This window comes from Caulobacter sp. GW822-FHT07D08 (assembly GCF_058798735.1).
Map to the genome: position 1 here is coordinate 240,308 of NZ_JBXAKU010000004.1, position 17,535 is coordinate 257,842.

The following is a 17,535-nucleotide window of genomic DNA, read 5'->3' on the forward strand; positions in this document are numbered from 1 at the left end:
TCAGGAGGCCGGCGTCAGGGAGTTCATCGGCCAGGGCGTGATCTCCGGCGCGTCCAGCTGGCCCTGCACCTCCAGGAAGACGTCGCGGTCATAGGCCTCGTCGCCATTGATCGCCGTGCCCTGGACGATGAAGCCGATGCGGTGCCAGTAGCGAACGATGTCGATCAGATCCTGGAAGCGGCCGGCCTCGCCGAGGTCCTCGGACGCTGTGCCCGGGCCTCGGACCGAATAGCGCTGGGGCCCCAGCTTGCCGTCGCGGACATCGGACGCCACATGCACCTGCACCGGCCGCTGGGCCGGCCACGACCAGTAGAGCGCCGTGCTGTTGGTCGGGTTGGGCGCGCTGTTGTGGGTGGCGCAGGCGTTGTAGTCGGTGTGCCAGGGCACGGCCATGAACTTGGTCACGTCGCCCGGCTCCATCGGCGCGGGACGGATGCCGTCCGGCCCCGGATGCATCGGGATGTAGCCCACCGACAGGAACGGTTGGCTGGCCTGAACCTGGCTGTAGTCCAACAGGCGGGCGCGCAGGCGGAACGGACCGCCGCCCGAGGTCTCCCAGTCGGCCTGGTAGATCGACGGGTCGCGCATCACGAAGGTCGCCTCGATGCCCGGCGCGAAACGGCCGCCCAGGCAGTTGACCAGCACCGTCCGGTCCAGCGCCTCGCCCGGCCCGTAGGTCAGCCTGGCGTCAGGCTCGAAGCGGCCCTGATCCCACTGCTGCAGGAAGAAGTACTGGGTGCGGCTGACGGTCAGGAACGCGAGGCCGGCATCGCCCATCGACAGCGGCATGAACGGCGCGCCGATGTTGGTCTGGTCCGGCGCGTTGGGATCGCGGATATAGGCCAGCCCCGTCATGATCGTGTCGCCGGGCCGGTCGCTGGCCGCGATGGCCCCGACGGCGTCGTGCGCGGCGATGGCCCGCGACGGCAGATTGGTGTTCCACCGCTGCAGCGACGGCGCGCGGAAGATCGGCTTCAGATGGTCCTCGAACAGCGGCGCGAAGCTGGTGTTGAACCGATGGTCGAACAGGCCGGGCACGAGGTCCAGCTTGCGGACCCAGGTGTCGTAGATGTCGTCCCACAAGCTGACGACGTTCAGCGTCTGCGGCGCATAGGACGGGTCGGTGGTGATCGCCCAGGCCTGGGCGGCGTCGACCACGCCGCCATCCTCGAACACGATCTTGGCCGAGACCGGGCCGTCGCCGGTGTCGTCGAACCAGCCATCGGCGTTGACGTCGCCGTACTCGCCCGGCGCGATCAGCCCGCCGACCAGCGGAAAGGGCGTGCCGTCCGGCTGCAGCCAGCAACAGGCGCGGCCCCAGGCCGGCAGCACAAGCAGACGACCTTTCTCGTCCGTGCGCAGCTCGCCCAGAGTGTCGATGCTTCCGGTCGGCGTGTACATCCGCGAGAAGCTGTCGTCCGGGAAGGTCTTCGGATAGTGCGGCAACGTCTCGATCCGCGCGCCGTCGGCCGCGTAGCTGGCGATCGTGGCCTTGTCGAAGCGAACGGCCTCGGCGTCGGCGCCGCGCACGGCGCGCGGCCCCGAGTCGATCACCAGTCGCCGCAGGCGGGTGGCGTTGTTCAGGTCGTCGCCCTCGGCGGCGTTGCGCAGGTTCAGGTCGCCAGCGTGGGCCTTGTCGTAGACCTGCATGCCCAGCATGTCGTTGAGCATGTACGAGTTGGCCTTCTTGTTGGCCAGGTGCACGGTCCAGACGATGTCGGCGACGGTCCGGCCGCTGACCACGCTGCCGATCGCGATCTCCTCGCCCTGGCCGCAGGGATAGCTTTCCTTGCCGCCGTTCTGGTCAGGGTAGTGGTAGATTCGGAAGCGCGCGGCCTGGCGCTTCATGCGGCCGGCGCTGTCGCGCAGCTCGGCGCTGGAGATGATCGTCGACTCCGTGCCCGCCTGGATCGGCAGGCCGCCATCGAGGTCACGCCCGCCCGTGTCGACGGACGGATCCATCGGCAGGCCGGCCATGGTCTCCGGGCCAAGATAGAATTCTTCACTGTTGCCGACGCGCGCGATGCCGATCGCGGGATGCACGCGGAATACGGGGTTCGCCATCGCGATGCGCTCCTACGAGTAACGGGGAATGACTTGCAGCTTCCAGCAGCTCAGGATGTCGCCGCCCAGCTTGGCCATCTGCACGCCGAACGCCGGCGGGACGCCGCCGCCGCTGAACATGCCGTTGAGGGTGTCCAGGAAGCTGGCGAAGTCCGCGACCAGACGCGCCTGGGCCTCGGCGCCCGGCGAGCCGGCCGGCGGATCGGCCACGCCCGTATAGACGTCGGGCCAGCGGGGCATCTGACGAATGAAATCGAACCGCTGGAAGTGCGGCCAGGAGTCCTGAAAGCCGTCGGCGGTGTTCTGGAACTCGGTCGGGATGGTCTCGACCGGCTGGGTCTGCCCCTCCCCCTGATCGACGATGATGTCGACCAGCGTCAGCGCCTGGCGGAAGCCGGCGTCGGCGGACTCGGTGACCGTCAGCGGCGGGCCATTCTGGTAGAACGGGCCGAACTCGTCCATCTGGCGCTGATTGCCGCGCACATGGCCGCGCAGCTGCTCCATGCCCACGCGCAGCGCGTCGTAGAATTCGCCGATCGAGCCGTACTCCGAGACGTCGTCGGCCAGGTCCGGCTCGCGCTCGGTGCGCCACTCCGGATATTCGATCAGGCACATGGTGTTGACGCGCGTGGCGTCCATGGGCCCCAACTCTGCGCTGTAGGGCGTGAAGAGACTGGTCGGGTTGGGCGTGTCGAGGTCGAAATCGATGTGCGGCACGGCCGTGCCGACATATTCCGGCGCGGTCAGCCTCGGCGAGTAGCCGTAGGCGTTGGCGATGTTGCTGACCAGCTGGGCGTGCAGCATCTCCTGGTACACCGCCGCCTGGATCAGCTTGTATGGGATCGAGGTCGGATCCTTGATCGAATACAGGATCGTCAGGTAGTATGGGATCGTCCAGAGCTCGAGATCGATCGCCCCCTGGAAGTGCTGGTACAGCCTGGGCAGAGTCCAGGCCGGCGGCATGGCGAGTTTCGCCCGCATGATCGTTTCCCCTACCCGTCGGGCCTTCTGGCCCCGTTCCTGGCGCCGCGTCTTGTTGGCGTCGCGTCGCCCAACCCAGGCAGCTTGCGACATTCACACAGAAATACAAGTATAAAGATTATCTATAAATTATACACGCTATAATTGCCGTTATTCACCCCTAGCGCACGGTCTCGCTGACGAAGACGAACGAGTAGTCCGAGGCGTAGGTGGTGCTGCCCTTGACCAGGTTCCGAGGCCGAACCTTGGTCGTCGCGCGGCCGGCCAGCAGGGCCGTGGTGCGATTCCTTGGCGTGGCGACCGGCGCGCCCTGGTGACAGTCCATGCAGGCGTTCTTGGCCTGCTGATAGGTCTCCATCGTGGTGTTGGCCACGATCCCGGACTTGCTGGATGGGGTAATGTCACCGCTGGGCAAGGGCACGGGACTGGCCGTCTTCACGATGGCCGGGCTGTTAGGCCACTGGACGTTGATCAGCCGGTAGTAGTTGTAGACCGAATTGGCCGGCAGCAGGCTCCAGACATAGCCGGTCACCGAATTGGCGGTGGGATCGACCGGGGTCAGGCGCGTGATCTGCATGGGCGCCGAATAGGGATAGCAGCCCGCCGGCTGGCCCTTGGCGTCGCACGGCTTTCCGGGCAGGGCGTTGTGCTGGCACCTGTAGGTCGGGTCGCCGGCCGTGGTGCAGTTGGCATTGAAATAGGTGTAGGCGCTCCTCGGCTTCTGGTTCGGATTGGCCGGCAGGCTGGGCGCGCTGTAGCCGCCGTTGGCCTCGTCGGGGCTGTTGTCGATCTGCTCGAACGTGGCCCAGACGAACTGGGGCGCCCCCTGCACCTTGCGGATGATGTGCAGGCCCACCAGGCCCACGGTGACCTGAACGACGCCGCCATTGGGACCGGTGACCTGGGCGATGGCGGTCTTGTAGCGATAGTCCAGGGAGTGGTCGGCCGGCAGCGGGACCCAGGCGGCCTTGATCTCGATCGCGCCGACATTGGCCCCGTACTTGGCCGGATTGCCCAGGCAATCGCTGTCCAGGGTCGCCCCCGTACTGCCGCCGCCCGCGGGCAGGATCAAGCCGCCCTTCCCGTTCTGCCCGGCGGCGCAGGCGGCCTGGCCGGCATAGGTCGTCAGGTCGGAACCTGAAAAGACGTTGGTGGTGATGAACTGGTACTCGTCCTGGTTCATCCGGACTTCGTAATAGGTCAGCTGGCCGGCCTGGCTGGTCAGCCACTTGCCGTCGCCCGCCTGCTTGATCCCGCTGAGCGACAGGTCGGTCGGGCCCTGCTTGGACAGCCGGGTCAGCATCTTCACCGCCGGTCGCTTGGCGGACCACAACAGCTTGTCCTCGGTGGCGGTGAATACCGCCGAGGCCTCGAGATAGGTCTCCCAGACCTTGGGCGCGGTGTCGCCCGGCGTGCCGAAGCTGGAGGCCGGGGCGTTGGGGTCGGGCTGGCCCGGATTGTTCGGGTCGGCGGCCCAGTTGAGACTGATGAAGCTCTGCCAGGCCATGCAATCGGCCCCGAGTTGGGCGGTGGCCGAGGCGAACTGGGTCGGCAAGGTCGGCGTCAGGGTCACCGGCTGAACACCGAACACATTGCAGGGGCTGGCGGTCTGGGCCAGGGCGGCGGTCGGCGCCGACCGCCCCTCCCCCATCACCATCACCGCCACGGCCAGGACGAGAGCGAGCGCGCCGCCAAAGAGGGTCAGGGTGACGCGGGAGAGGCCAGGCCAGCGCATGGGCCTTACTCCCCGCTCAAAATATACAGCGCCGCCGGCAGGCTGCCGCCGCCGACACCGGACGGGTCCGTGACGATGACGCCACGCAGGCCCGGGGCGGCGCCGGCCGGGATCGACAGTTCCAGCGCCAGGGCCGTGTAGCTGCCGGGATAGGAGTTGCCGGGCACGGCGTAGTTGGCTGGACTTGCGCCCTGCACCGTCACGGTGATGCTCGGGTCCGGCCCCGAGCCGTCAGCCAGCAGCACGGCCACCGTGGGCAGGCTGGCGGTGCTGGACGGATTGACGATGGTCAGGGTCAGCGCCTTGGCCACCCCGTCGGCCGCCAGCAGCGGCGCGATGAAGGTGGTGTTGCTGGCCAGGGACATGGTCTGGCCGGTCGGGGCCATCTCGACGCCGTCGTAATAGGCGTCCCATAGGGCGGTAAACATCAGGCTCTGCAACGGCTGTGACGGGCTCTGCAGGCCGGTGGCGCAGGGTTCGGTGGGCGGCGTCGCCCCGGCGTTAAGCGGCCGGGCGTAGAGGCCGATGTCGAACTGGGCGGCGACCTGGCCGGCCCAGACGATCGGCGCGCCGCTGATCTGGATGTCGGCCAGGGTCATGTCGGGATAGACCGTCAGCCACGCCGAGGGGATCTGGCAGACGACGTGCAGGATCATGGCGCCGGGGAACGGTTGGCCGGTCACCGGATCGACGACCGAGGCCGCGCCGCGCACGATCTGGAAGACGTCGCTGGCCGCCGCGCCGCTCCCTCCCGGGCCACAGGGCAGCTTGGCGGGATCGATCGTCGACTTGAAACTGAACAGCGACGGATTGAGCAGCGGCTGGATGTAGAGCCCGACCGGATCGGCCAGGCAGACCCGTTGCGGCGCGCCGCCGGTCAGGGCGCCAGCCACCACGGTGTTGACCGACTGGCCGATGTGCGGGTCGCTGTGGCGATATTCCTGGCCGAACTGGCCGCAGCAGATCAGGGCCTGCTGGTCGCTGTTGCCGCTCTGGAACTGCACGCTCGAGGCGCCCGCCAGGCCAAGCTCGGTCTGCAGCGTGTTGGGCGTGCTGGTCAGGTGGATGACGCCGCCGGAGAAGCCGCTGGACGCGCCGGTTCGGAAGGCGACTGGCCCGCTGTTCCATTTGTTGAGCGGGTTATAGGCCGGACGCCCCGTCTCCGGATCGATGACGGCCACGCCGCCGACGGTCAGTTGCAGGTCTTCCAGCGCGACGCTGATCTGACGCTCGACCGGCGCGTCCCAGTTGAGGATCGACTGATAGAGGCTCGCGACCGTCTCGGGGCTGACCTTCCAAAGGGTGGTCCAGTATTCGGGATTCTCGCAGGCGAAGTCGATCCGCACCAGGTCGCCATTGGTGTCGCGCGCGGCGCTCCACTCGCAATACTCGTCGAGCCAGCCGCGCGGGCCATAGGGACCGAAGGTCTTCAGCGTACCGGTCCAGTCCGCCTCGGGGCAGAGCGTCGCCGGGATGTCCTGGAAACTTACCTCGCCAGCGCCGTCCGGATAGTAGCCGGTGTCGGCCAGGCTATAGATCTGGTCCTGGGTCAGCTTGTAGGGATTGGCCGGCGGGTTGGGTGGGCTGGCGCCGTAGAATTGCGCCAGGCGGCCCGGGAAGGCGTTCCAGGTCACCGGCGCCGAGGGGCTGCCGGCGGGAATGTCCGTCGCCGTCGGATCGTAGAAGAAGGACGGCGCGGCCGGCATGGCCTGGGCGATCCAGCCCGTGACATTGACGTTCCATCGCCACTTCAGCTCGGCGTTCAGCGCCTTGTTCTCCGGCGTGTCGGTGGGGATGTCTTCGATGAAGGCCGGAAGCGAAAAGCTGGAGAGGACAGGCATGCGAAGACGTCCTTCTGGTTTGAAGTTCCTAGGAACAACAGGAAACGGAAGCGGGTAACGGCGCGGACGGCGCGCGAGGCGCCCAGCCGGCCTTGGCCCACAGAAGCTGGCCCTTGAAGCCGGGAAGCTTGTCCTGGTCGGCGGCCGGCACGGCCTGGCCCGTCGCCAGGTCGGTGACCACCAGGGTCAGGGCGGGCATGTCGCCGGGCTTCAGGCCCAGGGCCCGGGCCGTGGCCGAGGCGTCCAGCATCCGGCGCACGCCCTTGACGATGCAGCGGCCCTTGTCGTCGGCCTGGCCCATGCCGATCCGCGAGAGCCGGCCGACATAACGGTCGTTACGGCCGTCGGGGGTCAGCTGGTCCGGCCCGGCGTCCAGGAAAACGTCGATCGCATAGCTGTCGAGCGTGCAGCGCACGTCGTCGAACAACACCAGCAACTCGTCGGCGTCCTCGGCCGGGGCGCTCCTCGTGACCGTTGCGCCCGTTCCGAAGTCCGGATCGATCGGCGCGGCGAAGTCGTAGCCCAGGCCCCGGCAGTCCTTCGCCAGATCCCCGATGGTCGTGTAGACGAACCCCCGCGGGTCGGTGAACTCGAACCGCTCGACGTGCGCGCCGGCGAACGGATGCAGCGGATAGTTGGCGGTGAAGGTCGCGCCGGTGGCGTTGGCTCGCAGCCAGATCTCGAAGATCCGGTCGATATTGGCATGGTACGACCAGAACACCGGATCGAAGGCGGTGTAGGCGTTGTCGGCCATGTCTGGCCCGACCCAGCCGTGATAGTTGTCGTGCGGCTGCTCGTAGGCGCCGTCGAAATTGTAGTCGCGGTAGACGTACTGCGAGTCCGGCGGCGGCGGCGCGAAACTCTGGATGTTGGCCCACGGATAGCCGACGCCCTGCGGATGGCTGAAATCCTTGAACCGCAGCGCCCTTTGCACCTGCAATTGGTACTGCAGCGTCAGGCCGATCTTGCGCGTGCGCGCCGCCCGCTGGTCGTCGCCTTCGGTGTAGAGTAGCGGATCGCGCTGAACCCAGCGGCAATCGATGCCTGGCGACGGCGGCACGCCGGCCGCGCAGGCCTTGCTGCTTCCACCCTTGGCGGCGGCGAAGCGCAGCGGATTGGGCCGGACCTCACCGGTCACGGGGTGGACGTAGGTCGTGTCCTTGAACGCCTGGGGCAAGCCCGCGCTCGGTGACCCGTCGACCGCGGCGTCCTGGGCGTACCAGTTCCAGTACGGGACCGTGCAGCCCAGCCGCTGTTCCAGAGCCATCAGATAGGCCCGGTGCCAGAGCAGGAAGGCTTCCTGGTAATGCAGGCACCAGTCGCCGTGGATCGAAAAGAACACCTGGCCCGGCGCGTCCGGCGCGGCGTCGGCGACCTGGAAGGCGTCCTCGAACCGCATTCGGTAGTCGTCCAGCTCGGCCTGGTTCAGCGAGCGCAGGTCGCGACGAAGCCGCAGCGGCGCGGGCCGTGGCCGTGGCTGGGGGATGCGCTCATCGCGGTCGAAAGGGTCCGCGGCGTCGCGGCGCCAGCCCTGGTTGACCCACAGTCGGAACAGCTCCAGCGCGTCGTCGGGCCACTTCTGAGTCTCGTCGTCGGTCAGCGGCATCTCGCGGCTGTGCAGGTACTGGTAGATGCGGATCGACCAGGCCTTGACGCTGTCATAGTCCGAAAGGTCGACAGCGTAGTCCTTCATGCAGCCCAGCCACTGGCCCGCCACGTCGGCGCGCCGCGCCGGCGTCACCCAGAAGGGCGCGGCGAAGAGGTCGGCGATGTCCGTGCGCCACGTCGGAAACGTCGCCTCGGGTCGTGGTTGTCCAACCATCGCGCTCTCCCTGTCGGGAAGAGAGCCATGGCGTTAAATACACGTCAAGGTAGGATTTCTGAGAAATGCAAGATATACTCGCATAACAGGCCGGAATGGGCGTTCGTTATCGGGAGGGAGCAGAGATCATGACCCATCCGTCGCCCGGCGCGAGCGCGGCCCTGTTGGGCGCGCTGAACCTCGTCCTCGCGCCCATGGCCTGCGCCGCGCCCGTCGGCATGATGATCTGCACGGCCAAAGGGCCACGCCCGGCGCCGTCCGGCGATGACCGTCGCGACGCTCCCGCCCTGCCCTGTCACGGCGGCGCGCTGGCCGGCCGCAAAGGCTTGGCGATCATGCCGCCCGATGGCGACGAGGCGGACGGGGATTGACGCTCCCGCCGGGATGACGGCGACGCTAGCGCGTCGCCCAGGCGCGACCGATCTCGGACATCGGCACGCAACCGTGATAGGCGCCAGGCACGGGTTCGTACTTTAGGGCCATGGTCGCCCCGGGCTCGGAGGTGAAGTAACCGACGGTTACCATGTCTTCCAGCGCCGGGAAGAAGTGGGACTGCCCCTGCCCTCGCGCGACACCGGCTTCCTGGTCGTAGGCTGTCAGCAGCGCGACCTGCTGCTCGGGCGTCAGCGCCACGAAGACATCGCCATGCGCGGCGCGGGCGTCGGCGTCCATGCGGGCCAGTCCGCCCAGCAGTTGATCGATCTGACCCTTCTCGTAGAAGTCGCCCACGGCGCGATCGATAAACTGGGGGACGCCAGCCTCGCGGGCGCCGGGCGTGTCGGTCGCCGGGATGATCAGCTCGGCCACCACGTCGAGCAACCGGGCCTGGTCCGCCGTCAGGGCCGTCGGGGTCCAGGTCAGGGCCGGCGCGGGCGCCGCGGCGGCCAGGGCGCGCTCGGCCCAGCCCGTCGAGGCGACGCCGACCGCCAGGGCCAGGCCGCGAAGCGTGTCGCGTCGGTTCAGCATCACAGGTCTCCCCGCTTGCGAGCCTTCACCGCGTGGTCGGCGGCGCGGGCTGTCAGGGCCATGTAGGTCAGGGACGGATTCACGCACGAGGCCGAGGTCATGGCCGCCCCATCGGTGACGTAGACGTTCTTGCACTCGTGGACCTGGTTATGGGCGTTCAGCACCGAGGTCTTCGGGTCGCGCCCCATCCGGGCGGTTCCCATCTCGTGGATGCCCAGCCCAGGAGCGTAGCCGCCGTCGTGGCCCTTGACGTTCTTGAAGCCGGCCGCCTCCAGCATCTCGACCGCCGCCTGCTGCATGTCGCGGCGCATGGCCATTTCGTTCTCGCGCATGGTGACATTGAACGACAGCGTCGGCAGGCCGAACTGGTCCTTCACATCGCGGTTCAGGGTGATGCGGTTGTCCTCGTAGGGGAGGATTTCGCCGAAGCCGCCCAAACCCATGCTCCAGGGCCCAGGCTGGGTGAGCGCGGCTTTGCGCGCGGCCCCAAAGCCCTTGGCGCCCTGCCCGCGCTCGCCGAGGTCGCGATCCCAAATCGGACGCGAGGCGCCGCCCTGGTAGCCGAAACCGCGCAGGTAGTCGGTTCGCTTGGTGGCCGCGTCGCCCAGGTTGCGGAAGCGCGGCACGTAGATCCCGTTCGGACGCCGGCCCGAATAGTACATGTCGGCGAACTCGGGCGCCTCGCCCGACGCGCCGACGCCCAGGTGGTGGTCCATGACGTTGCGGCCCAGTTGGTCGCTGCCGTTGCCGAAGCCGTTCGGGAACCGCGAACTGGTCGAGTTCATCATGATCCAGGCCGAGTTCAGGGCCGAGGCGCACAGGAAGATGACGTCGGCGTGGAATTCCTCGTCCTGCCGGGTCTCGGCGTCCAGGATCCGCACCCCGGTCGCCTTGCCGGCCTTCTCGTCATAGATCAGCTCTGTGACGATCGAGTTCGGGCGGATCACCAGGTTGCCGGTGCGCTCGGCCGCGACCAGACCGCCGGCGTTGGAGCTGTAATAGGCGCCGAACGGGCAGCCCCGGATGCACTGGTTGCGGTACTGGCACTTGGTGCGGCCCAGACTGAGCTGTTCCTCGGTCGGCTCGGTCAGGTGGGCGGCGCGGCCGATACTGACGCGGCGTTCCGGGAAGCGGGCCTCCGAGCGGCTCTTGAAGGCCTTCTCGACGCAGTTCATCTCCATCGGCGGCTGGTAGTGGCCGTCGGGGAAATGCGGCAGGCCCTCGGCCTGCCCAGAGACGCCGATGAAGCGCTCGACATGCTCGTACCAGGGGGCCAGTTCTTCATAGCGAATCGGCCAGTCGACGCCGATGCCTTCCTTGGCGTTGGCCTCGAAGTCGATCGGGCTGTGGCGATAGCTCTGGCGGCCCCAGGTCAGCGAGCGGCCGCCGACGTGATAGCCGCGGATCCAGTCGAAGCGGTTTTCCTCGGTATAGGGGTTCTCGTCGTCCTTGACGAAGAAGTGCTGGCTGTACTCCGTCATCGTGTAGCCGGTGCGGCGCTGCACCGGGTAGTGCGCGTCCAACTCGGCTTTCGGCAGCTGTCCCTGCGGATACTTGGTCTGCCAGGGATCGAGGACGGCGGTGGGATAGTCCTCGAGGTGGCGGACCATGCGCCCCCGTTCCAGCACAAGGACCTTGAGTCCCTTCTGAGTCAGCTCCTTGGCCGCCCAGCCGCCAGTGATACCGCTACCAACGACGATCGCGTCATAAGTGTTCTTACGCCGCGCGCGGCCGTTCAGATTGGCCATGTTCACTCCCTTCGCGGTCGCTCGATGGACCACGTCGGAAGCTGTAAGCAACGCGACGCCCCGACCTCGGCGAACCCCTCATTCTTGCCTGGAGGCTTCCATGAAATGGGTTACATTGCAAGAAAGCTCGGCGTTTCATGTCAAAATCTCCGAGCCCTTGGGAGGGACGCCATGACGAGATCGACGACGCGCGTAGGCCGGGCGGCGACCGGCCTGCTGCTGGCGCTATGCGCGGGCGCGGCGAACGCCCAGGACGTCAAGGCCGGGCCCTGGCGGTCGCTGTTCGACGGCAAGACCCTAAGCGGCTGGACGGCGAAGGTCGCCAAGCATCCGGCGGGCGAGAACTACCGCCAGACCTTCGTCGCGGACCACGGCGTGATCCGGGTGTCCTACGCCAACTACGACAAGCTGGAAGGCCAGTTTGGGCACCTGTTCTACAACACGCCGTTCAAGGCCTATCGCCTGAAGCTGACCTATCGTTTCCTGACCGAAGGCGGCCTGGCCGACACGCCGTCCTGGGCGCGCAGCAACAGCGGCGTCATGTTCCTCAGCCAAAGCCCCGAGAGCATGACCGTCGAGCAGCCCTTCCCGGTCTCGGTCGAGTTTCAGCTGCTGGGCAAGGACGGCGACGCGCCCCGCCCCACCGGCGCGGTCTGCACGCCGGGCCTGACCATCACCATCGATGGCGCGAAGGTGAAGGAGCACTGCACCCCGCCCGCCAAGGCTCCGACCATTCCCGATGGGACCTGGGTCCAGGTCGAGCTGGAAGTCCTGCCCAATGGCGAGATCACCCAGAAGATCAACGGCATCGCCGTCCACCACTACGCGGGGGTGACCCTCGATCCCGACGACACCGTCGCGGGCGGCGCCAAACCCTACATCCTGGCGCGCGGCGCCCAGCCGGTCACGGAAGGCTATATCGCCCTGCAGAGCGAGGGCCATCCGATCGAGTTCAAGGACATTCAAATTCAAGAGCTGACGGCGCGGTAAGGCGCGCTGTCATTTCGCGACGGGCAACTTGATGCCCAGTAGGATCAGCCGCTCGCCGGTGATCCCGAACCAATGAGGCACGCCCGCGGGCACCAGGATGACGTCGCCAGGGCCCAGTGTCCGGGTCACGCCGCCTTCGATCTGGCCGCCCTCGGTCAGGTTGGCGTTCTTGACCTTCGGGTCGGTCATGGTCCCGCCCGAAACCAGCGTGCCAGCGCCTTCCAGAACGATGGCGTATTCGGCTTCGGCGGGGTGGACGGCGGGGCGACCCGGCTTCTTCCAGACCTCGATCGCCGCCACGGTCGCGCCGTCGCGGACCAGGGGACGCCACATGAACCCCTGGTCGGGCTTCATCGTGGCGAGCATGTCGCGCAGCTGGGCCTGGACATCCGCGCCGCTCGCGAAGCCGGTTGGGTCGGCGGCTTGAGCGCCGGCGATGCCCGGCGCGGCCAGCAGCAACGACGTCGCGCAGATCGTGAAGGCCCGAGCTATTGTCTTCACTGCAGCTCTCCCTTGCCAGGCCTACTTCTTCACCGACGTCAGGTACTCAATCACCGCCGCGCGCTGCGCGTCATCCGGCGCGCCCAGCAGCATCTTGGTGCCTGGGACCTTCTTGCCTGGCGCCTTGATGAAGGCGTCCATCTCCGCCGGCGTCCAGGTGATGCCCGAGGCCTTCATGGCGGCGCTGTAGGCGAAGCCCGGCGCGGTCCCGGCCTTGCGGCCCGCGACGCCGGCGAGGGGCGGCCCCATCTTGCCTGGGGCGGGCCGCAGAGAATGGCAGACCGTGCAGCGCTGCTCGAACACTTGCTGCCCCGTGGGCGCGGCGACGGCGCTGGTCGCCATCCCCGCCAGAACGGCGGCGAGCATGAGCGGATACTTCATCGAGAAAACTCTCCGTCGGAATTTGGCGGCGGCCTTACAGACCCAATAGCCGGCGATTGCGGCCAGCGTCCGGCGCGCTGCCGGCGAAATCGTCGAACGCCTTGTCGGTCACCTGGATGATATGATCACGGATGAACGGCGCACCTTCGCGGGCGCCCTGCTCCGGGTGTTTCAGCGCGCACTCCCACTCCAGCACCGCCCAGCCGTCGAAATCGTACTGGGCCAGCTTGGAGAAGATCGCCTTGAAGTCGACCTGACCGTCACCCAGCGAACGGAAGCGGCCAGGTCGGTCGACCCAGCCCTGATAGCCGCCATAGACCCCCGACTGGGCCGTCGGCCGGAACTCGGCGTCCTTGACGTGGAAGGCCTTGATGCGCTGGTGATAGCGATCGATGTAGCCCAGATAGTCCAGTTGCTGCAGCACGAAGTGACTGGGATCATACAGGATATTGGCGCGCGGATGGCCGCCGACCTCGTCCAGGAACCGCTCGAAGGTGGCGCCGTCGTGCAGGTCCTCGCCCGGATGGATCTCGTAGGCGACATCGACGCCGTTCTCTTCGAAGACGTCCAGGATCGGCTTCCAGCGACGGCCCAGTTCGGCGAACGCTTCTTCGATCAGGCCCGCCGGGCGCTGCGGCCAGGGATAGAAATACGGCCAGGCCAGAGCGCCCGAGAAGGTGGCGTGAGCCTTCAGGCCCAGGCGGCGGCTGGCGACGGCGGCGGCCTTGACCTGCCCCACGGCCCAGGCCTGGCGCTCCTTGGGCTTGCCGCGCAGCTCGGGCGGCGCGAAGCCGTCGAACAGCGCGTCATAAGCCGGATGCACGGCGACCAGTTGGCCCTGCAGGTGGGTCGAGAGCTCGGTGATCTCCAAGCCATGCTCGGCCAGGAGCCCCGCGATGTCGTCGCAATAGGTCTGGCTCTCGGCGGCCAGGGCCAGGTCGAAGAACGAGTCCGCACCGCCCGTCGGCATCTGCACCCCAACATAGCCGAGGTCGGCGACCCATTTGGCCATGGTCTCGAGCTTGTCGAACGGCGGCTTGTCGCCGATGAACTGAGCCAGGAAGATGGCTGGTCCCTTGAGCGTCTTCATCGCGCATCTCCTTCCAAGGCGACCCAACCGGCGTCGTCGCGGCTGGCGGCCACGGCGCGTTCGACGAAGGCCATGCCGCGAACGCCCGCTTGGATATCCGGCACGAACCCGCCGCCCCGCCCTTCGATGGCGCCGGCGAAGTCGCGATAGATATTGGCGAAGGCCTCGATGAAGCCTTCGGGATGGCCCGTCGGCAGGCGTGTCACGGCGCGAGCGGCCGCGCCCAGATAGCCCGAGCCGGCATGCAGCGCCTGGCTGGGGCCATCCAGCCAGTCGATCGTCAGCACGTTGGGATCCTCGTGCGACCAGGTCAGGCCGCCCTTCTCGCCATAGACGCTGAGCCGCAGGCCGTTGCGGGCCCCGGCCGAGATCTGCGAGGCGATCAGCACGCCGCGCGCGCCGCCTTCGAACCGCAGCAGCACGTTGCAGTCGTCGTCCAGGCCGCGCCCAGGCACGACGGTCGAAACGTCCGCGCACAGGCGCTCGACCCGATGGCCGGTCACGAACTCGGCGATGTTGAAGGCGTGGACGCCGATGTCGCCGATGCAGCCGCCGACGCCGGACTGCTTGGGATCGGCGCGCCAGCTGGCCTGCTTGTTGTCGCCGTCGCGCTCAAGCGGCTTTGACAGCCAGCCCTGGGAATATTCCACAACGACCTTGCGCACCGCGCCCAGATCGCCGCGCGCCACGATCTCGCGCGCCTCGCGGACCATCGGATAGCCGGTGTAGGTGTAGGTCAGGCCATAGAGCTTGCCCGACGCCGCGACGACGCCCGCTAGGTCCTCGGCCTCCTCCAGGTTCAGGGTGGCGGGCTTGTCGCTGATCACGTGCAGCCCGCCCTTCAGAGCGGCGGCCGAAACGTCGAAATGCAGGTGGTTGGGCGTCACGACCGAAACGAGGTCGACGCCATCCTCGCGCGCCCGCTCGGCCGCGATCATGGCGTGATGATCCGGATAGACCCGGTCGGGCGTGACGCCCCAGGCGGCGGCGGCCTGGGCGCTCTTGGCGGGGTCACGGCTGAACACCCCGGCGACCAGCCGGATGCGGCCGTCCAGCTCGGCGGCCATGCGGTGCACCGGCCCGATGAACGAGCCCGGACCGCCGCCGACCATGGCCATTCGCAAGGGGGCCATCCGCAAGCTCATCAGGCGACGACCTTGGCCAGGTAGTCGTAGCTGATCTTGGCCGACTCGAGGCGAGCATGGGCGAACGGCGGCTCCTGCTCGTAGTAGAAGCCGCGGACGCCGGCGGCGTAGGCGGCGGGCAGCAGTTTCTTCCAGTCGATCATGCCGCTCCCGACCTCGGTCGGGTCCTGCTTCAGTTCGAAGTTGGTCTTGGTCGTCGCCTTGACGTCCTTGACGTGCATCTGGGTGAAGCGGCCCGGATGAGCCTTCAGCAGGGCCAGTGGATCGTGGCCGGCGGCCGTTACCCAGCCGGCGTCCATTTCGAAGGTCACCAGGCTGGGATCCGTGCCGTTCAGCAGGATCTCCATGCCGTTTGTCTCACCGCCCTTTGCGTCCTTGAGCGGGGCGAACTCGAAATTGTGGTTGTGATAGCCGGCGGTGATGCCGGACTTCTTCAGCACGGCGGCCTTCTCGTTGAGGAAGTCGGCGTTCCACTTCCAGTCGTCGGCGGTCATCTGCACGCCCGCCTGGCGCAGGTCGGCGCCCAGGCGGTCGGGGATGTAGAAGATCGGCATCATCACCGACGTCACGCCGATCACGTGCATCTCGTCGGCCAGCTTGGAGAGATCCCCACTGAAACCGCCAGGCCCCTTGGGCGCGATGTGGGCGCTGGGACAGACCAGGCCCGCCTTGTCGAAAGCGGCGCGCAACTCGGCTGGCGTGCGTCCCAGATAGCCGGCCAACTCCAACGACTTGAAGCCAATCTCGGCGACCGTCGCCAGTTGGGCGTCCAGCTCTTTCGCCAGATCCGGACCCAGGCTGTAGAGCTGGATGCCAACCGGCAGCTTGTGGCGTTGGAAGAACGGCGTCGCCGCCGCGCTGGCGACGCCGGCCAGGGTCGCGCCCAGGAGGGCCGCGCCGGCGCCCAGAAGGCCACGCCGAGAAAGGTGTTCGTGCACGAGGCTTTCCTTTGCTGAAGGGGCTTAGACTTGGGCCGGGCTGGCCGTGGCGGGGAGCTCGTCGGTCTCCGTCACCGGGCCGCGCGACGGCGGACGGAAGAACAGCGCCAGCAGGCAGACGGCCGCCAGGGCCATGCCGGTCGGAACCAGGAACAAGGTGGTGTAGTCGACGGATCCGCCCGTGCTCAGGCGACTGATCAGTGTCGGGAACAGGAAACTGGCGACGACATTGCCGACGCCCAGGATCAGCAGGTTGAACAGTCCCTGGGCGCTGGAGCGGACGTCCTTGGGGAACACCGCGTCGACGAAGATGTACACGGTGGCGAAGAAGAAAGCGTAGCAGATCCCGTGCAGCAGTTGCACGGTCACGATCACCGGGATGCTGTCGGCGAAGAAAGCGAACACCACGAAGCGCGCGGCATGGCCCAGCACGCCGATGATCATCGTCACCTTCCAGCCCAGCCGGACCAGCACGCGACCCAGAAGGAACATGGTCAGGATCTCGGCCACCTGACCCAGGCTCAGGACCACCATGCTGAGATTGCCGGCGATCCCGACCCTATTGGTCAGGAAGGCGTCGGCCATCACGAAGTAGCCGTTATGGATGACGCTATCGATGAAGGTGACCACGAACAGCACCAGCACGAACGGCGCGGCCAGCAGCTTGAAGGCTCGTCGCCAGGCCAGATTGTCGATGCCCGGCGCGTCCCTGCGGGCCGGGGTGTGCGGCAAGGTCAGAGCGTAGCCGGCGAAGGCGAACGAGACGATCGCCGCGACCAGGAAGATCCAGCGCACCTGCTCGACCGACGCGTGAGCGCCCAGCAGGAAGACGAACGGCCAGCTGACCAGCACCCAGCCGACCGTTCCGCCCATGCGCACCGGGCCGAAACCGGCGGCCGGGTCCTTCAGGTTGGCGAAGGCGATCGAGTTGGTCACCGACAGGGTCGGCACATAGACCAGACTGAAGATCAGGTAGCAGCCGAAGAACGGCCAGAAACTGGTCGCGAACGCCGTGCCGACCAGGGCCAGGCCGCCGATCAGGTGGCTGGCGGCCAGGAACCGTTCGGCCGCGAAATTACGGTCGGCGAACTGGTTGGAGAAGAAGATGCCGACCAGGGCGGCCACGCCCCAGGCGCTGCCGACCATCGACTGCTGCCAGGGCTCGAAGCCCAGCATGCCCATGTAGGGAAAGATCTTCGGCGCCCAGGCGCCCCAGATCGCCAGCTGCAGCACCATCATCACGAAGAGCCGGACGCTCGTGTTCATGGATCTGGCCTCCCCGACCAGTCTGGGCGGCTGGTTTCGCCCTTTTGGACGCCCTCCGCTCCGATGT

General features: G+C 67.4%; 15 protein-coding genes. 2 read left to right on the forward strand and 13 right to left on the reverse strand.

What is annotated here, in order from left to right; genetic code table 11:
- The 5 genes from AC1RJ9_RS09955 to AC1RJ9_RS09975 all read right to left on the reverse strand — a co-directional run bounded on the left by AC1RJ9_RS09955 (nucleotide 1) and on the right by AC1RJ9_RS09975 (nucleotide 8,443).
- Nucleotides 1-2,064 (reverse strand): LodA/GoxA family CTQ-dependent oxidase, encoded by a 2,064-nt coding sequence (locus AC1RJ9_RS09955; protein WP_492838418.1) that lies wholly within the window; start codon nucleotides 2,062-2,064, stop codon nucleotides 1-3.
- A gap of 12 nt (nucleotides 2,065-2,076) precedes the next feature.
- Nucleotides 2,077-3,138 carry a ferritin-like domain-containing protein gene (locus AC1RJ9_RS09960; protein ID WP_492838417.1) on the reverse strand — a complete coding sequence of 354 codons (1,062 nt, stop codon included), beginning with the start codon at nucleotides 3,136-3,138 and terminating at the stop codon, nucleotides 2,077-2,079.
- Between the two features lie 67 nt (nucleotides 3,139-3,205).
- Nucleotides 3,206-4,780, reverse strand: a complete 1,575-nt coding sequence (locus AC1RJ9_RS09965; protein WP_492838416.1) for a hypothetical protein — start codon at nucleotides 4,778-4,780, stop codon at nucleotides 3,206-3,208.
- A gap of 5 nt (nucleotides 4,781-4,785) precedes the next feature.
- Nucleotides 4,786-6,621: a DUF8225 domain-containing protein gene (locus tag AC1RJ9_RS09970; protein WP_492838415.1), complete on the reverse strand. Its 1,836-nt coding sequence runs from the start codon at nucleotides 6,619-6,621 to the stop codon at nucleotides 4,786-4,788.
- Between the two features lie 28 nt (nucleotides 6,622-6,649).
- Nucleotides 6,650-8,443 carry a tyrosinase family protein gene (locus AC1RJ9_RS09975; protein WP_492870908.1) on the reverse strand — a complete coding sequence of 598 codons (1,794 nt, stop codon included), beginning with the start codon at nucleotides 8,441-8,443 and terminating at the stop codon, nucleotides 6,650-6,652.
- Nucleotides 8,444-8,571: 128 nt separating this feature from the next.
- Between AC1RJ9_RS09975 and AC1RJ9_RS09980 the strand changes: the two genes are divergently transcribed.
- Complete coding sequence (locus AC1RJ9_RS09980) at nucleotides 8,572-8,814, forward strand: hypothetical protein (protein WP_492839147.1); 243 nt, start codon at nucleotides 8,572-8,574, stop codon at nucleotides 8,812-8,814.
- 25 nt (nucleotides 8,815-8,839) lie between these two features.
- Here the strand turns inward: AC1RJ9_RS09980 and AC1RJ9_RS09985 are convergent, their stop codons facing one another.
- Both AC1RJ9_RS09985 and AC1RJ9_RS09990 read right to left on the reverse strand, forming a co-directional pair.
- The gene (locus tag AC1RJ9_RS09985) at nucleotides 8,840-9,409 is read right to left on the reverse strand and encodes a gluconate 2-dehydrogenase subunit 3 family protein (protein ID WP_492839148.1); all 570 of its coding nucleotides are present in this window, start codon (nucleotides 9,407-9,409) and stop codon (nucleotides 8,840-8,842) included.
- Nucleotides 9,409-11,157 carry an FAD-dependent oxidoreductase gene (locus tag AC1RJ9_RS09990; protein WP_492839149.1) on the reverse strand — a complete coding sequence of 583 codons (1,749 nt, stop codon included), beginning with the start codon at nucleotides 11,155-11,157 and terminating at the stop codon, nucleotides 9,409-9,411. The genes AC1RJ9_RS09985 and AC1RJ9_RS09990 overlap by 1 nt, the downstream gene beginning before the upstream one ends.
- Nucleotides 11,158-11,262: 105 nt before the next feature.
- On the opposite strand from AC1RJ9_RS09990, the gene AC1RJ9_RS09995 reads away from it, so the two are divergent.
- Nucleotides 11,263-12,147 carry a 3-keto-disaccharide hydrolase gene (locus AC1RJ9_RS09995; protein WP_492839151.1) on the forward strand — a complete coding sequence of 295 codons (885 nt, stop codon included), beginning with the start codon at nucleotides 11,263-11,265 and terminating at the stop codon, nucleotides 12,145-12,147.
- Between the two features lie 9 nt (nucleotides 12,148-12,156).
- Here the strand turns inward: AC1RJ9_RS09995 and AC1RJ9_RS10000 are convergent, their stop codons facing one another.
- Genes AC1RJ9_RS10000 through AC1RJ9_RS10025 form a run of 6 tightly spaced genes read right to left on the reverse strand, consistent with a single transcriptional unit; the run spans nucleotide 12,157 to nucleotide 17,468 of the window.
- Nucleotides 12,157-12,648 (reverse strand): cupin domain-containing protein, encoded by a 492-nt coding sequence (locus tag AC1RJ9_RS10000; RefSeq protein WP_492839152.1) that lies wholly within the window; start codon nucleotides 12,646-12,648, stop codon nucleotides 12,157-12,159.
- Nucleotides 12,649-12,669: 21 nt separating this feature from the next.
- On the reverse strand, nucleotides 12,670-13,029 hold the full coding sequence (locus tag AC1RJ9_RS10005; protein WP_492839154.1) for a c-type cytochrome: 360 nt from the start codon (nucleotides 13,027-13,029) through the stop codon (nucleotides 12,670-12,672).
- A 34-nt stretch (nucleotides 13,030-13,063) separates the two neighbouring features.
- Nucleotides 13,064-14,119: a sugar phosphate isomerase/epimerase family protein gene (locus AC1RJ9_RS10010; protein ID WP_492839155.1), complete on the reverse strand. Its 1,056-nt coding sequence runs from the start codon at nucleotides 14,117-14,119 to the stop codon at nucleotides 13,064-13,066.
- Nucleotides 14,116-15,252, reverse strand: a complete 1,137-nt coding sequence (locus AC1RJ9_RS10015; RefSeq protein ID WP_492839156.1) for a Gfo/Idh/MocA family protein — start codon at nucleotides 15,250-15,252, stop codon at nucleotides 14,116-14,118. Before AC1RJ9_RS10015 ends, AC1RJ9_RS10010 begins: the two co-directional genes overlap by 4 nt.
- An 11-nt stretch (nucleotides 15,253-15,263) precedes the next feature.
- Nucleotides 15,264-16,202, reverse strand: a complete 939-nt coding sequence (locus AC1RJ9_RS10020) for a sugar phosphate isomerase/epimerase family protein (protein WP_492839157.1) — start codon at nucleotides 16,200-16,202, stop codon at nucleotides 15,264-15,266.
- 24 nt (nucleotides 16,203-16,226) lie between these two features.
- Complete coding sequence (locus AC1RJ9_RS10025) at nucleotides 16,227-17,468, reverse strand: MFS transporter (RefSeq protein WP_492839158.1); 1,242 nt, start codon at nucleotides 17,466-17,468, stop codon at nucleotides 16,227-16,229.
- Nucleotides 17,469-17,535 lie beyond the last annotated feature (67 nt).

Bases quoted from the DNA above. Each gene is read 5' to 3' on its own strand.
- AC1RJ9_RS09955 (WP_492838418.1), bottom strand. From the start codon at position 2,064: ATGGCGAACCCCGTATTCCGCGTGCATCCCGCGATCGGCATCGCGCGC.
- AC1RJ9_RS09960 (WP_492838417.1), bottom strand. From the start codon at position 3,138: ATGTCGCAAGCTGCCTGGGTTGGGCGACGCGACGCCAACAAGACGCGG.
- AC1RJ9_RS09965 (WP_492838416.1), bottom strand. From the start codon at position 4,780: ATGCGCTGGCCTGGCCTCTCCCGCGTCACCCTGACCCTCTTTGGCGGC.
- AC1RJ9_RS09970 (WP_492838415.1), bottom strand. From the start codon at position 6,621: ATGCCTGTCCTCTCCAGCTTTTCGCTTCCGGCCTTCATCGAAGACATC.
- AC1RJ9_RS09975 (WP_492870908.1), bottom strand. From the start codon at position 8,443: ATGGTTGGACAACCACGACCCGAGGCGACGTTTCCGACGTGGCGCACG.
- AC1RJ9_RS09980 (WP_492839147.1), top strand. From the start codon at position 8,572: ATGACCCATCCGTCGCCCGGCGCGAGCGCGGCCCTGTTGGGCGCGCTG.
- AC1RJ9_RS09985 (WP_492839148.1), bottom strand. From the start codon at position 9,409: ATGCTGAACCGACGCGACACGCTTCGCGGCCTGGCCCTGGCGGTCGGC.
- AC1RJ9_RS09990 (WP_492839149.1), bottom strand. From the start codon at position 11,157: ATGGCCAATCTGAACGGCCGCGCGCGGCGTAAGAACACTTATGACGCG.
- AC1RJ9_RS09995 (WP_492839151.1), top strand. From the start codon at position 11,263: ATGGGTTACATTGCAAGAAAGCTCGGCGTTTCATGTCAAAATCTCCGA.
- AC1RJ9_RS10005 (WP_492839154.1), bottom strand. From the start codon at position 13,029: ATGAAGTATCCGCTCATGCTCGCCGCCGTTCTGGCGGGGATGGCGACC.
- AC1RJ9_RS10010 (WP_492839155.1), bottom strand. From the start codon at position 14,119: ATGAAGACGCTCAAGGGACCAGCCATCTTCCTGGCTCAGTTCATCGGC.
- AC1RJ9_RS10015 (WP_492839156.1), bottom strand. From the start codon at position 15,252: ATGGCCCCCTTGCGAATGGCCATGGTCGGCGGCGGTCCGGGCTCGTTC.
- AC1RJ9_RS10025 (WP_492839158.1), bottom strand. From the start codon at position 17,468: ATGAACACGAGCGTCCGGCTCTTCGTGATGATGGTGCTGCAGCTGGCG.